8 protein-coding genes are annotated in these 14,369 nt (G+C 71.6%); 2 read left to right on the top strand and 6 right to left on the bottom strand.

Annotated elements, in window-relative coordinates; all coding sequences use genetic code 11:
- Positions 1-163: 163 nt before the first annotated feature.
- From AB0P06_RS26855 to AB0P06_RS26835, 5 genes are all read right to left on the bottom strand, one after another.
- A complete protein-coding gene (locus AB0P06_RS26855; RefSeq protein ID WP_363611609.1) occupies positions 164-5,113 on the bottom strand; it encodes an NAD-glutamate dehydrogenase in 4,950 nt (1,649 codons plus the stop codon).
- Positions 5,114-5,400: 287 nt separating this feature from the next.
- Complete coding sequence (gene pruA / locus AB0P06_RS26850) at positions 5,401-7,026, bottom strand: L-glutamate gamma-semialdehyde dehydrogenase (RefSeq protein WP_363611665.1); 1,626 nt, start codon at positions 7,024-7,026, stop codon at positions 5,401-5,403.
- Positions 7,027-7,177: 151 nt separating this feature from the next.
- Positions 7,178-7,834, bottom strand: a complete 657-nt coding sequence (locus AB0P06_RS26845; RefSeq protein WP_363611607.1) for a haloacid dehalogenase-like hydrolase — start codon at positions 7,832-7,834, stop codon at positions 7,178-7,180.
- A 110-nt stretch (positions 7,835-7,944) separates the two neighbouring features.
- A complete protein-coding gene (locus tag AB0P06_RS26840) occupies positions 7,945-8,454 on the bottom strand; it encodes a hypothetical protein (RefSeq protein WP_363611606.1) in 510 nt (169 codons plus the stop codon).
- A 121-nt stretch (positions 8,455-8,575) separates the two neighbouring features.
- The gene (locus AB0P06_RS26835) at positions 8,576-9,748 is read right to left on the bottom strand and encodes a patatin-like phospholipase family protein (protein WP_363611604.1); all 1,173 of its coding nucleotides are present in this window, start codon (positions 9,746-9,748) and stop codon (positions 8,576-8,578) included.
- Between the two features lie 350 nt (positions 9,749-10,098).
- On the opposite strand from AB0P06_RS26835, the gene AB0P06_RS26830 reads away from it, so the two are divergent.
- On the top strand, positions 10,099-10,683 hold the full coding sequence (locus AB0P06_RS26830; RefSeq protein ID WP_363611602.1) for an Rv3235 family protein: 585 nt from the start codon (positions 10,099-10,101) through the stop codon (positions 10,681-10,683).
- 92 nt (positions 10,684-10,775) lie between these two features.
- Here the strand turns inward: AB0P06_RS26830 and secA are convergent, their stop codons facing one another.
- A complete protein-coding gene (secA, locus tag AB0P06_RS26825; RefSeq protein ID WP_363611600.1) occupies positions 10,776-13,538 on the bottom strand; it encodes a preprotein translocase subunit SecA in 2,763 nt (920 codons plus the stop codon).
- Between the two features lie 242 nt (positions 13,539-13,780).
- Between secA and AB0P06_RS26820 the strand changes: the two genes are divergently transcribed.
- Positions 13,781-14,362, top strand: a complete 582-nt coding sequence (locus tag AB0P06_RS26820; protein ID WP_363611598.1) for a GNAT family N-acetyltransferase — start codon at positions 13,781-13,783, stop codon at positions 14,360-14,362.
- Positions 14,363-14,369 lie beyond the last annotated feature (7 nt).

Genomic DNA, 14,369 nt, shown 5'->3' with positions numbered 1-14,369 from the left:
TCAACCCGCACGTCACACCCAGGCCACGAACCGGTTCACGCGCAGGGTGATCGCGGCATCACCCTGCGGCCCCGGCTCCGCCGCCGCCTCCGGCCGCCAGGGCCCCCGCATACGGCGGCGGGCCCGCGTCCGAAGACGCGGGCCCGCCGTTCCACCGGTTCCGTCAGCGCATCGAACCCGTGCGGAGCAGGGTGCGGATGACGCGCATGGCCACCGACAGGCTGGACAGCTCGTAGTTGTCCGAACCCCTTATGTCGTCGAGGGTGCTCTTCGCCCGGTTCAGCAGCGTGCCGTTGAGCTCCGCCCAGGCGCTGTAGCGCTCCTCGGGGGTGGCGCCCTCGGGGCCGCAGGCCAGGATGTCGGCGGTCAGCGCCGCGTGGGCCGCGAAGAGGTCCTCGCGGATGGCGGCCCGGGCCATCGACGACCAGCGGTCGGTGCGCGGCAGTTCGATGATGCGGTCGAGCAGGTGGGTGATCTGGAGGCGGTCGGCGAGGTCGTAGTAGAGCTCGGCGACCTCGGCGACGTCCTTGCCGGAACGGTCCGCGACCTCGGTGATGTCCAGGGTCGGGAAGGTCGAGGAGAGACCCGCGACCCGGGTGGCGAGCGCCTCCGGCACGCCGGCTCCGACGAGCTCGTTGTAGACGGACTCGTACCAGGCCAGGTCGTCGCCGCGGAGCGGCTTGGGCAGCGCGCCCCAGACCTGGTTGACCCGGTCGTGGAAGAACTCGATGGTGCCGGCGATGTCGAGCGGCTGGCGGCGGTTGTTGAGCATCCACCGGGTGGCGCGCTCGACGAGGCGCCGCGAGTGCAGCCGCATCTTGGTCTGGGCGTGAGCGGAGACCTGGTTGTCCAGGCCCTCGATCTCGGACCAGATCTCCTCCAGGCCGAAGACGGCGCGCGCGGCGGTGTGCGTGCGGGCGATCTCCTCGTACGTGGCGCCGGTCTCCTCCTTCAGCCTGAAGGCGAAGGTGCAGCCGCCGCGGTTGATCGTGTCGTTGACGATCAGCGTGGTGATGATCTCGCGGCGCAGCGCGTGGTTGTCGATCGCCTCGGCGAACCGGGCCCGCAGCGCGCTGGGGAAGTACTCGTGCAGCGCGGTGCGGAAGAACGGGTCGTCGGGCAGCTCGGTGGCGAGCAGCTCCTCGGCCAGGGTGATCTTGGTGTAGGCGAGCAGGACGGCCATCTCGGGCTGCGACAGGCCGCGGCCGCTCTGCTGGCGCTCGCGGATCTGGCGCTCGGCGGGCAGGAACTCCAGGGCCCGGTCGAGCTGGCCCTGGCGCTCCAGCCGGTTGATCATCCGGGAGTGGACGTTGACCATACTGGTCGCCTGGGCGACGGCGTTGGCCAGTACCACGTTCTGCGCGTAGTTGTTGCGCAGCACCAGGCGGCCGACCTCGTCGGTCATCTCGGCGAGCAGCGCGTTCCGCTGCTTGACCGTCATGTCGCCGTCGGCGACGACCTGGTTGAGCAGGATCTTGATGTTGACCTCGTGGTCCGAGGTGTCCACGCCGGCCGAGTTGTCGATGGCGTCGGTGTCGATCCAGCCGCCGGTGCCCGCGGGCCCGCCGGACGCGGCGTACTCGATGCGGCCGAGCTGGGTGCAGCCGAGGTTGCCGCCCTCGCCGACGACCCGGGCGCGGACCTGCTCGCCGTTGACCCGGATGGAGTCGTTGGCCTTGTCGCCGACCTCGGCGTTGGTCTCGGCCGAGGCCTTGACGTAGGTGCCGATGCCGCCGTTCCAGAACAGGTCGACGGGCGCCTGCAGCACGGCCTTCATCAGCTCGGCCGGGGTGAGCCGGGACTGCTCGATGCCCAGCACGGCCCGGGCCTGCGGGCTGAGCTGGATCGACTTGGCGCTGCGCGGGAAGACGCCGCCGCCCGCCGAGATCAGCGACTTGTCGTAGTCGTCCCAGGAGCTGCGCGGCAGCTCGAAGAGGCGGCGGCGCTCGGCGTACGAGGCGGCCGCGTCCGGGTTCGGGTCGAGGAAGATGTGCCGGTGGTCGAAGGCGGCGACCAGGCGGATGTGCTCACTGAGCAGCATGCCGTTGCCGAAGACGTCGCCGGACATGTCGCCGATGCCGACGACGGTGAAGTCCTCGGTCTGGGTGTCGACGCCGAGCTCGCGGAAGTTGCGCTTGACCGACTCCCAGGCGCCGCGGGCGGTGATGCCCATGCCCTTGTGGTCGTAGCCGGCCGAGCCGCCGGAGGCGAACGCGTCGCCCAGCCAGAAGCCGTACGACTCCGCGACGCCGTTGGCGATGTCGGAGAAGCTCGCGGTGCCCTTGTCGGCGGCGACGACCAGGTAGGTGTCGTCCTCGTCGTGGCGGACCACGTCGGCCGGGTGGACGACCTCGCCGCCGACCAGGTTGTCGGTGACATCCAGCAGCGCCGAGATGAACGTCTTGTAGGACGAGATGCCCTCGGCCATCCAGGCGTCCCGGTCCACCGACGGGTCCGGCAGCTGCTTGGCGACGAAGCCGCCCTTGGCGCCGACCGGCACGATGACGGTGTTCTTCACCATCTGCGCCTTGACCAGGCCGAGGATCTCGGTCCGGAAGTCCTCACGCCGGTCGGACCAGCGCAGGCCGCCGCGGGCGACCTTGCCGAAGCGCAGGTGCACGCCCTCGACCTGCGGCGAGTACACCCAGATCTCGAACGCCGGGCGCGGGGCCGGCAGGTCCGGGATGGCCTTCGGGTCGAACTTCATCGACACGTACGCGTGCCACTCGCCGTGCTCACCGGCGTGCTGGAAGAAGTTGGTGCGCAGGGTGGCCTTGATGAGGTGCAGGAAGGAGCGCAGGATGCGGTCCTCGTCCAGCGAGACGACCTCGTCCAGCGCGCCGGACAGCTCCTCCAGGATGCCCTCGGTCAGCTCGGCGGAGCCCTGCTGGTGGCTGGGGCTCAGCCGGGCCTCGAAGAGGTTCACCAGCAGGCGGGTGGTGTGGGTGTTGTTGCGGAGCGCGTCCTCCATGTAGTCCTGGGAGAACGTGGAACCCGCCTGGCGCAGGTACTTGGCGTACGCGCGCAGCATCATCGCCTGGCGCCAGGTCAGCCCGGCGGTGAGGACCAGCTCGTTGAAGCCGTCGTTCTCGGCCAGGCCGGTCCAGGTGGCGGCGAAGGTCTCCTGGAAGCGCTCGCGAGCCTCGTCGGTCAGCTCGACGGCCTCGCGCAGCCGCAGGCCGAAGTCGTAGACCCAGGCGGTGGTGTGGTCCGAGCGGGTCAGCGCGTACGGGTGCTCGTCGAGCACCTCGACGCCCAGCCGCTGGAGGACCGGCAGGACCTCGGTGAGCGAGATCGGGCCGCCGACCCGGTAGATCTTGAAGCGGCGCTCGTCGTCGCCCGCGCCGACCGGCTGGTACAGGTTGAGGCGGAAGTCGCCCTCGCCGTGCAGCGACTCGATCTGCTTGAGGTCGGCGACGGCGGTGCGCGCGGTGAAGTCGGCGCGGTAGCCGTCGGGGAAGGCGTTGGCGTACTTGCGGGAGAGCTCGGCGGCCTTCTCCTCGCCCAGCTCGATGTGCAGCTGGTCGTTGAAGCCGTCCATCCAGAAGCGGGCGGCCTCGGCGAGCTTGCCCTCGATCCGCTCGATCTCGGCGTCGGTGAGCTGCGGCAGTTCGCTGCCCGGGGTGACCCGGACGACGAAGTGCAGCCGGGTCAGCACCGACTCCGTCGACCAGACCGTGTAGTCGATCGAGGCGCCGTTGAGCTCCTGCATCAGGATGTCCATCAGGCGCAGCCGGATGCGGGTGGTGTAGCGGTCGCGCGGCAGGTAGACCATCGCGGAGAAGTAGCGCCCGTACTCGTCCTGGCGCAGGAACAGCCGCAGCCGGCGGCGCTCCTGCAGGTAGAGCACGCTGGTGGCGATCTGGAGCAGCTCGGCGGCCGGGGTCTGGAAGATCTCGTCCCGGGGGAAGGTCTCCAGGATCTGCAGCAGGTCGCGGCCGTCGTGGCTCTCGGTGGAGAAGCCGGAGCTGGCGATGACGTCCTGGACCTTGCGGCGCACCACCGGGATGCGGCTGACCGACTCGGTGTACGCGGCGGCCGAGAACAGGCCGAGGAAGCGGCGCTCGCCGATGACCTCGCCGTTGGCGTCGAACTTCTTCACGCCGACGTAGTCGAGGTAGGACGGGCGGTGCACGGTGGCGCGGCTGTTGGCCTTGGTGAGGACGAGCAGCTTCTTCTCGTGGGCCTTGGCGCGCACCGGCGCGGAGAGCCGGCCGAAGGCCTCGCTGACCGGGTGGTGGTCCTCGTCGCGGGTGAACGGGTCGGAGCGCAGGATGCCGAGGCCGGTGCCGGCGACGGCCCGCAGGACCTCCTCGCCGTCGTGCTCGACCAGGTCGTACTCGCGGTAACCGAGGAAGGTGAAGTGGTCGTCGGCGAGCCAGCGCATCAGCTCCCAGGCCTCGCCGACCTCCTGCTCGGGCAGCCCGGTCGGGGGCTCCTCGGCCAGCTCGTCGGCCAGCCGCAGCGCGGAGTCGCGCATCTTGGACCAGTCCTCGACGACCTCGCGGACGTCGCCGAGCACGCGGCGCAGGTCGGCCTCGATCGCGCGCAGGTCCTCGCGGTCGGTCTCGCGGTCGACCTCGATGTGCATCCACGACTCGACCACCGCGTCGGCGGGCCACTCGGTGCCGGCGGCCTGGCTGCGGGCGCAGGCGTCGATGTCGAGGATCTCCAGCAGCTTGCCGGTGATGTCACGGCGGACCACGAGCTGCGGGTGGATCACGACGTGGATCGCGCGGTCCTGGCGGGAGAGCTCGTTGGTGACCGAGTCGACCAGGAACGGCATGTCGTCGGTGACGACCTCGACCACGGTGTGGCCGCAGGACCAGCCGTTCTCCTCCACCGAGGGGGTGTGCACCCGGACCTCGGCGGTGCCCTGGGGGCGCTTGAGACCGAGGCGGTAGTGGGAGGCGGCCGCGCCGTACACGTCGACCGGGTCGCGGTCGACCAGGTCCTCGGGCGCGGTGTGGAGGTAGTAGTGGTGCAGGTACGCGGTCAGAGCGCCGTTGCTCAGACCCTCCCCCGGCGCCGCTCCCCCCACCTGGCTGTTCTCAGCGGCTGCTGCTGCCTTCTTGAGCAGTTCGGCCTTGGCTGCGTCCAGCTTGGTCTGCATGACTTCTTGGCTCCTGTCGCGCGCCGTTGCGTGACTCGGTGGTGTATGGACACGCACCGCCGGGTCACTCGCAATCCTGCCCCACCACCCGGCTGAAAGGCCTCCATGGCACGCATGAAACACCTTTACAGCGGGTAGGACGAGACGTTCGGCCTGCGGAACCACCCGACGACGCCAGCCAGCCTAACGGGCTGAAACGAAGGTGTCAGGGGACAGGGAGGCGCAAACCCGCAGGAAGATCCGTCCGTCCTGGACAGCATGTCCAAACCGGTCCGTCATGTTCGCCATCAGCCCATATGCGGGTAGCCGTGGGCGGTCGGCGGGACGAAGGTCTCCTTGATGGAGCGTGCCGAGGTCCACCGCAGCAGGTTCTGAGCGGCGCCCGCCTTGTCGTTGGTGCCCGAGGCCCGGCCGCCACCGAACGGCTGCTGGCCGACCACCGCGCCGGTCGGCTTGTCGTTGATGTAGAAGTTGCCCGCGGTGAAGCGCAGTTCCTCCACCGCGCGGGCGATCGCGTAGCGGTCCTGGGCGATCACCGCGCCGGTCAGCCCGTACGGCGCGCCGCCGTCGACCCGCTTGAGGACGTCGTCCCAGCGGGCGTCCTCGTAGACGTGGACGGCGAGGACCGGACCGAAGTACTCGGTCCGGAACATCTCGTTGCGGTGGTCGGAGGAGACCAGCACGGTCGGGCGGACGAACCAGCCGATGGCGTCGTCGTACTGGCCGCCGGCCGCCAGCTCCACGGTCGGGTCGCTCTTGGCCCGGTCGATCGCGTCGCGGTTCTTGTCGAAGGCCCGCTGGTCGATCAGCGCGCCCATGAAGTTGGACAGGTCGGTGACATCGCCGACGGCCAGCGCGTCCACCTCGGCCAGGAAGTCGTCCTTGATCTTCTGCCAGAGGCTGCGCGGCAGGTAGGCGCGGGACAGCGCGGAGCACTTCTGGCCCTGGTACTCGAAGGCGCCGCGGATCAGCGCGGTCTTCAGGATCTCCGGGTCGGCCGAGCGGTGGGCGAGCAGGAAGTCCTTGCCGCCGGTCTCGCCGACGATCCGCGGGTACGTCCGGTATGTGCCGATGTTGGCGCCGATGGTCTGCCAGAGCGACTGGAAGGTGGCGGTGGAGCCGGTGAAGTGCAGACCGGCGAGGGCCGGGTCGGTGAGCGCCACCGGGGAGAGCTGCTGCCCGTCACCGGTCACCATGTTGATCACCCCGGGCGGCAGCCCGGCCGCCTCCAGCAGCCGCATCAGGTAGTACGCGGCCAGCGTCTGGGTCGGGGCCGGCTTCCAGACCACGGTGTTGCCCATCAGCGCGGGCGCGGTCGGCAGGTTGCCCGCGATGGCGGTGAAGTTGAACGGGGTGATCGCGTAGACGAAGCCCTCCAGCGGGCGGTGGTCGGTGCGGTTCCACACCCCTGGTGAGGAGAGCGGCTGCTCGGCCAGGATCCGGCGGGCGAAGTCGACGTTGAACCGCCAGAAGTCGATCAGCTCGCAGGCGGAGTCGATCTCGGCCTGCTGCACGGTCTTGGACTGGCCCAGCATGGTCGCCGCGTTGAGGGTGTCCCGCCAGGGCCCGGCCAGCAGGTCGGCGGCGCGCAGGAAGACCGCCGCCCGGTCGTCGAAGGAGAGCGAACGCCACTGCCGCCCGGCGGCGAGCGCGGCGTCCACCGCGGCCCGGGCGTCCTCCCGGGTGGCGTTGCCGAGCACGCCGAGCTTGGCGGCGTGGTGGTGCGGCTGGACGACGTCGATCCGCTCGCCGCCGCCGAACCGCTGCTCGCCGCCGATGGTCATCGGCAGCGGGATCTGCTCGGCCGCCAGCTCGTCCAGCCGGCGCACCAGCCCGGCCCGCTCCGGGCTGCCGGGCGCGTAGCCCCGCACCGGCTCGTTGCCCGGGGTCGGGACCTGGGTGACTGCGTCGATGGGCATGGCGGCTCCGCTCGTCGTACTGATTGACCTGGCGTCAATCCAGACTGACGAGGGACGGGCCGGTTCGCCCGCTCAGACACGCCACCGGTCGACGTGGTTCACGCCACGCCCACCGCACCGGGCCCGCGCGGGTGCCGGACCCGCCTCAGCCGGCCAGCCGCCCGGCCAGCTCGACCGCCTCCGCGAGGCTGTCCACCACCGGCACCCCGACCGGCTCCAGCTTCGCCCGGGTGTGCGAGCCACCCGTGTACAGCACCGCGTGGGCACCCACGCCCAGCGCCGCCAGCGCGTCGTCCGCCGCGTCGCCGATCAGCACCGTACGGGCCGGGTCCACATGCTCCCCGAGCGCGGCCAGATGCCTGGTCAGGTGCTGCGCCTTCTGGCCGCCGGACGGGCCGCTGCGGCCGTCCACCCGCAGGAACTGGCCGGTCAGGCCGAACGTGTCGACCACCGGCAGCAGCCGCTCGTGGTTGTACATCGACAGCAGCGACTGGCTGTGCCCGGCCTCCCGCCAGCCGCTCAGCAGCTCCAGCGCGCCCTCGGTCAGGCCGCAGGCCGGGCTCAGCTCCACGTACCGGTCGTGGAACACGTCGTCCAGCCGCAGCCACTCGGCCTCGGAGGGCATCCGGCCGAGCAGCCGCTGGTAGAAGCGGGGGATCGGGATCTCGTACTGCTCGCGGTACTCCTCCATGGTCATCGGCCCGATGCCGATGGTCGCGAACGCGGCGTTGCTCGCGCCGAGCACCGCCTCCATGTCGTGGAAGAGCGTGCCGTTCCAGTCCCAGACGATATGAGTGCGCACGCAGGGAACGGTAACGCCGGTCACCGCCGCACCGGTAGGCCGGGGCTCACCCCAGGGGCTCCCCCCAGGGGCTCCCCCGGCCAGGCCCTCGCCGGTCAGGCCCTCGCCGGTCAGGCCAGCAGGGCGGGGATCTCCTGGGTCGCGAACCAGAGCAGGTCGTGGTCCTCGGCGCCGTCCACGGTGAACTGGGCGTCCTGGTCACCCGCGTCGGCCGCCGCCACGGCCGCCACCGCCGCCTCGACGTCCGCGACCACCTCCTGGTCGGCCACGTCCGCGTGCACCGCGGCCGCCTTCGCCAGCCGGACCGGACCGGCCAGCACCACCCGGCCGAGCGAGGCCTGGTCCTGGTACTCGTCACCGGGGAACGGCTTCACCGCCGAGTCGGCGACGTCGAGCGCCACCACCACCCGGCGGCGCGGCGCGTCCGGCTCCGCGGCCAGCAGCCGCAGCGAGGACTGGGCGGCCCGGTTCAGCGCCGCGTACTCCAGCTCCTCGATGTCGTCGCTGACGTACCACTCGCGCAGCGCGGGGGTCACGGCGTACGCCACGGACTGCTCCAGGGCGCCGCCCGGGTGCGCCGCCGCCAGGCCGTTCAGGGTGGTGGGCACGTACACGCGCATCGGTGGCACTCTCCGGTTCGTCCAGCGGCACAGCTTCCAGCGCCCCCAGAATAAGCGCCGGAGCGCGCCCGTGATCACCGGTCGGCGGCGCGCGCCCCCGGTCCGGTCCGGGCCGGGCGTCTCACCGCACGCCCGCCAGGGCCGCCCGGCTGGTGCACAGCGCGCTCTCCAGCACCGCGCCGCGGCGGGCCGGGTCCATCATGTTCGGGCCCATCACCGTCAGATCCGCCAGGGTCGGCGCGAGCACCCGCACCCGGACACCCTCCGCCCGCAGCAGCCGGGTCTCGCGCAGCAGCTGCCGGGTCACCGCCCGCCGGTAGCGGCTGACCAGCTGGGCCAGCACACCGCGCGGACGGTCCCGCGCGCGCCACTCGCGCAGCGCCGCCAGGGTGCCCCGGCCGGGTTCGGCCCGCCCGCGCGGGTGCAGCCGCAGCGCCATCGGGGCGAGCACGTAGACCTCGTCCAGGGCGCGGCCGAGCAGCAGGTCCGCGTTGGTGGCCGACCAGCAGCCGCCGTCCACGTACGCGGAGCCGTTCAGCCGCACCGGCGCGAACCAGCCGGGGATCGCGCAGGAGGCCATCACCGCCTCGGCGACCTCGGCGGGCGGCGCGCCCGGGTCGCCGAAGACCACCCGGTGGCCGTTGCGGTAGTCCACCGCCGCCACCCGCAGGGCCGAGCCGTCCGGCCAGCCGCCCGGGCCGTGCAGCCCGTGCACCAGCTCGCCGACCGACGCCAGTGAGCCGCGGCCGTGCGGCGCCATCGCCGACACCATGGTCAGCAGCGGGTACTCGCGCGGGTGCCGGACGGCGTCCCGCAGCAGGCCGGGCGAGCCGATACCGGCCCGTGGGCGCGGCGGCAGCGCGCCGCCGACCGCCGTGTCGTAGTCGAACGCCGCGCCGGCCAGCGGGCCGCTGGTGACCGGCAGGCCCCGCTGGTGGTCCCGGAGCTGTTCGGCGCCCACACCGCCGGCGAGCATCGCGCCGAGGATCGCACCGGCCGACGTTCCCAGGAGCACGTCGGCGCTGCCCGGCCGCCAGCCGGTGGCCTCCTCGACGGCGCAGAGCGCCCCGACCGTCCAGGCGGCGCCCAGCATCCCGCCGCCGCCCAGGACCAGGCCGCGCCGGGGCACGCCCTCGGCGGGCGGGGCCGTCGCGCCGTCGTCCGTCCCGGTCCGCCTCTCCGGAGCCTCCGCCTGGGCCTCCGCGGCCGCTGTCGCCGGGGTCCGGGCCCCCGTGGCCGCTGCCTCAGGGGCCCCCGCGGTGGAGGCCCCTGTCGCCGATGCCCGTGTCGCCATGTCGGCCGCCTGTCGTCGTCGGGGCGCTGTCGTCCTCTCTCCGCGGTACCCGGTCCGGCTCCGATCCTGCGCACCGACCGCCGGACGGCGCAACGGCGCACCCCGGGTGACCGCCACCCGGTCCGGCGTACCGGACCGTCCCCTTTCGTGCCTTCCCGGCTGCCCCCGCACGTCAACCGCGTGCCCGTCCGATTGGGCCGGTCACCCGTCGTCGCATTGGCCAGTTCACCCGGATAGGTGAACTTTCGGGCGGGCCGACGGGCAGCGGCGAACCCGGTTGCCGCCACGCGCGGGGCGCCGTTACCAAGGACCCGTCCACAGCCGCCCCCACCCCCCACGAGGACCGGACCATGATCCACCGCACCACCCCGGCGACCCCCGTCCCCCCGACGGCCCTACCGGCCCCCGAGGCCCCCGCCACCACTACCGCCGCCACGACTACCACCACGGGCACCGCCACCGCCCCGAGGACCGGCCTCCAGGCCCCTCCTCACCACCATCTGCGCTCCACCGGCCGGTCCGCCTGCGCCGCCCGGACCGGCCACCACCCGCCCGCGGACCGGCGCCCGCGCCACCCCCGCGCCGCCTGCTCCGCCGCCCCCGGCCACGATCCCCGCGCCGCGCTGACCACCCGCTTCGCCCACCAGCTGGTCGAGGTGCTGACCGGTGCCCGGCCGTCCGGCCAGCTGCTGCGCCACACCACCCTGGACGGTTACGGCCAGCTCGCCGCCCTCGTCCGCACCGGCGCCCTGCGTCGCGGCGGCGCCACCGGCCGGCCCCGCCTCGGACCGGTGCACGACCGATCGCCCTCCCCCGACGCGGTCGAGGCCTGCGTCCGGGTCGATCTCGGCAACCGGCACCACATGGTCGCGTTCCGGCTGGAGCAGCGCGGGCCGGCCGGACAGTGGCAGTGCACCGCCGTGGAGACCCGGTGAGCACCCTGACGGCGCCGCCGCCCGCGCCAACGGCGCAGGGCGCCACCCCCGTACGGGAGCGGCGCCCTGCGTGGCGTCGAAGCGGCCTGCGATCAGGCCTTGCGGCGACGGCCCTTGGCCGACTTGGCGGCCTTGCGGCGCTCGGCGCGGGTGAGCCCGTCGCCCTCGTCCTCCGGCGCGAGGTCCTCGAAGTCGCCCTCGACGACACCGCCGCCGACCTCGTCCGAGGGGGCCGTGTAGTGCAGCCGCTGCGGCTTGGGGGCCTCCAGGCCCTTGGCCTTGATCTCGGGACGGGCGGCGTCCTTCTCCAGCTTGTCGAGCACCACCGCGGCGTCCTCGACCGGCACCTCCTCGACCTGCTGCTCGACCTGGACCTCCAGGTTGAACAGGTAGCCGACGGACTCCTCCTTGATGCCCTCCATCATCGCGGTGAACATGTCGAAGCCCTCGCGCTGGTACTCGACCAGCGGGTCGCGCTGCGCCATGGCCCGCAGGCCGATGCCCTCCTGGAGGTAGTCCATCTCGTAGAGGTGCTCGCGCCAGCGGCGGTCCAGCACCGAGAGGACGACCCGGCGCTCCAGCTCACGCATGATCTCCGCGCCGAGCTGGTCCTCGCGGGCGCCGTACTGCGCCTGGATGTCCTCCTGGACGGCCTTGGTGAGGAACTCCGAGGTCAGCCCGGCGACGCCGCCGGCCTCCTCCTCCAGCTCCTCCAGGTCAAGGGTGACCGGGTAGAGCTGCTTGAGCGCGGTCCAGAGCTTGTCGAGGTCCCAGTCGTCCTCGAAGCCCTCGCCGGTGGCGGCCTTGACGTACGCCTCGACGGTGTCGTCCATGAAGTGGCCGACCTGCTCCTGCAGGTCCTCGCCCTCCAGCACGCGGCGGCGCTCGCCGTAGATGACCTCGCGCTGGCGGTTCAGCACCTCGTCGTACTTGAGGACGTTCTTGCGGATCTCGAAGTTCTGCTGCTCGACCTGGGTCTGCGCGGAGGCGATGGCGCGGGTGACCATCTTGGACTCGATCGGCACGTCCTCGGGAACGTTGGCCATCGAGAGCACGCGCTCGACCATGCCGGCCTTGAACAGGCGCATCAGGTCGTCGCCGAGCGAGAGGTAGAAGCGGGACTCGCCCGGGTCGCCCTGACGGCCGGAACGGCCGCGCAGCTGGTTGTCGATCCGGCGGGACTCGTGCCGCTCGGTGCCGAGGACGTAGAGGCCACCGGCCTCCTTGACCTCGTCCTGCTCGGCCTTGACGGACGCCTTGGCCTTCTCCAGCGCGGCCGGGAACGCGCTCTCGTACTCCTCCGGGGTGTCGACCGGGGTGATCCCGCGCTGCGCCAGCTCGGCCGCCGCGAGGTGGTCGGCGTTGCCGCCGAGCATGATGTCGGTACCGCGGCCCGCCATGTTGGTGGCGACGGTGACGGCGCCCTTGCGGCCGGCCTGCGCGACGATCTGCGCCTCGCGCTCGTGGTGCTTGGCGTTCAGCACCTCGTGCGGGATGCCGCGCTTGCGCAGCTCCTGCGACAGGTACTCGGACTTCTGCACCGACACGGTGCCGACCAGCACCGGCTGGCCCTTCTCGTGCTTCTCGGCGATGTCCTCGACCACGGCGGCGAACTTGGCCGGCTCCGACTTGTAGATCAGGTCGGGCTGGTCGATGCGCAGCGGCGTCCGGTTGGTCGGGATCGGCACCACGCCGAGCTTGTAGATCTGGTGGAACTCGGCCGCCTCGGTGGTGCCGGTACCGGTCATGCCGGACAGCTTGTCGTAGAGGCGGAAGAAGTTCTGCAGGGTGATGGTGGCCAGCGTCTGGTTCTCGTTCTGGACCTCCACCCCCTCCTTGGCCTCGATCGCCTGGTGCATGCCCTCGTTGTAGCGGCGGCCGGCGAGGATACGGCCGGTGTGCTCGTCGACGATCATGACCTCGCCGTTCATCACGACGTAGTCCTTGTCCGCCTTGTACAGCTCCTTCGCCTTGATGGCGTTGTTCAGGAAGCCGACCAGCGGGGTGTTCACCGACTCGTAGAGGTTGTCGATGCCGAGGTAGTCCTCGACCCGGGAGACGCCCTCCTCCAGCACGCCGACGGTGCGCTTCTTCTCGTCGACCTCGTAGTCGCGGTCGATCTTGAGGCGCTGCACCAGCTTGGCGAAGTCGGCGTACCACTTGGTCGCCTGGTCCGCCGGGCCGGAGATGATCAGCGGGGTACGGGCCTCGTCGATGAGGATCGAGTCGACCTCGTCGACCACCGCGAAGTTGTGGCCGCGCTGGACGAGTTCGTCCTTCGACCAGGCCATGTTGTCGCGCAGGTAGTCGAAGCCGAACTCGTTGTTGGTGCCGTACGTGATGTCCATCCCGTACTGGCGCTTGCGCTCGGCGGGCGTCATGTTGCCCAGGATCACGCCGACTTCGAGGCCCAGGAAGCGGTGCACCCGGCCCATCCACTCCGAGTCGCGCTCGGCGAGGTAGTCGTTGACCGTGATCAGGTGCACGCCCTTGCCGGTCAGCGCGTTGAGGTAGGTCGGGAGGGTACCGACCAGGGTCTTGCCCTCACCGGTCCGCATCTCGGCGACGTACCCGTGGTGCAGGGCCGCGCCACCCATGATCTGGACGTCGTAGTGCCGCTGGCCGAGCACGCGCTTGGCGGCCTCACGGACGGTGGCGAACGCCTCGGGGAGGATGTCGTCCAGGGTCTCGCCGTCAGCGAGCCGCTGCTTGTACTCGTCGGTCAGCGCGCGCAGCTCGGCGTCGGTGAGGTTGACGAAGTCCTCTTCGATGGAGTTGACCTGGGCAGCAATCCGCTGCAGCTTGCGAAGGATCTTGCCTTCGCCGGCGCGCAGGATCTTGTCGAAGACGGACACTTGAGCGGGCTCCTTGCCTGTATTGGCACTGGACGACTGCACGGCGGGTTCACCCCACCGCACGGGCCATCGTATGCGAGGAGTCCAATGCCCCGGGAGGTGCGTCAGCACGCTATTCCCGTGTCACCCGCGCGAGCACATGCCCCGATAGCGCCGCCCACCGGGGCAAAACGGTCAACCACCCCGGCGGCCGGGCCTTTAATCGGATGCACGGATTCCTCTCTGCACGGAATAATCCGGCCATGGCAGAGACCACAGAACCCCGGGAAGAGCCCGCCGTCGAGCCCGTCACCCTGACCACCGCGCGGCTGGTGCTCAGGCCCCCGCGGGAGGCCGACGTGGACGCGGTCTTCGCGGCCTGCCAGGACGCGGACATCCAGCGCTGGACGGTCGTGCCGAGCCCCTACCGCCGCGAGGACGCCGAGTACTTCGTCAACGACCTCGGCACGAACGGCTGGCGCACCGGTGCGGCCCTCGTCTGGTGCGTCTTCGAACGCGGGTCGGACGCCCTGGTCGGTACCCAGGGGCTGGTCCGCCGGCCCGGTGACGCGGGCGCCGCCGAGGTCGGCTGGTGGACGGTCAAGGAGTACCGCGGCCGCGGCTACGCCGTCGAGGGCGCCCGCGCGGTGGCCCGTTACGGGCTCACCGAGCTGGGTCTGCGCCGTCTGGAGTGGCAGGCGTACGTGGGCAACGACGGCTCCCGCGCGGTGGCCGAGAAGGTCGGCTACCGCTTCGAGGGCACCCTGCGCTCGTACGCCGAGCAGCGCGGCGTGTTCCACGACGCCTGGGTCGCCTCGCTGCTCGCCACCGACCTCGACGACTGACGCCTCC

Source organism: Kitasatospora sp. NPDC088351 (genome assembly GCF_040685575.1).
GTDB lineage: Bacteria > Actinomycetota > Actinomycetes > Streptomycetales > Streptomycetaceae > Kitasatospora.
Note: the sequence above shows the minus strand (reverse complement) of the source record. Positions and strands in the feature narration are given on the sequence as shown.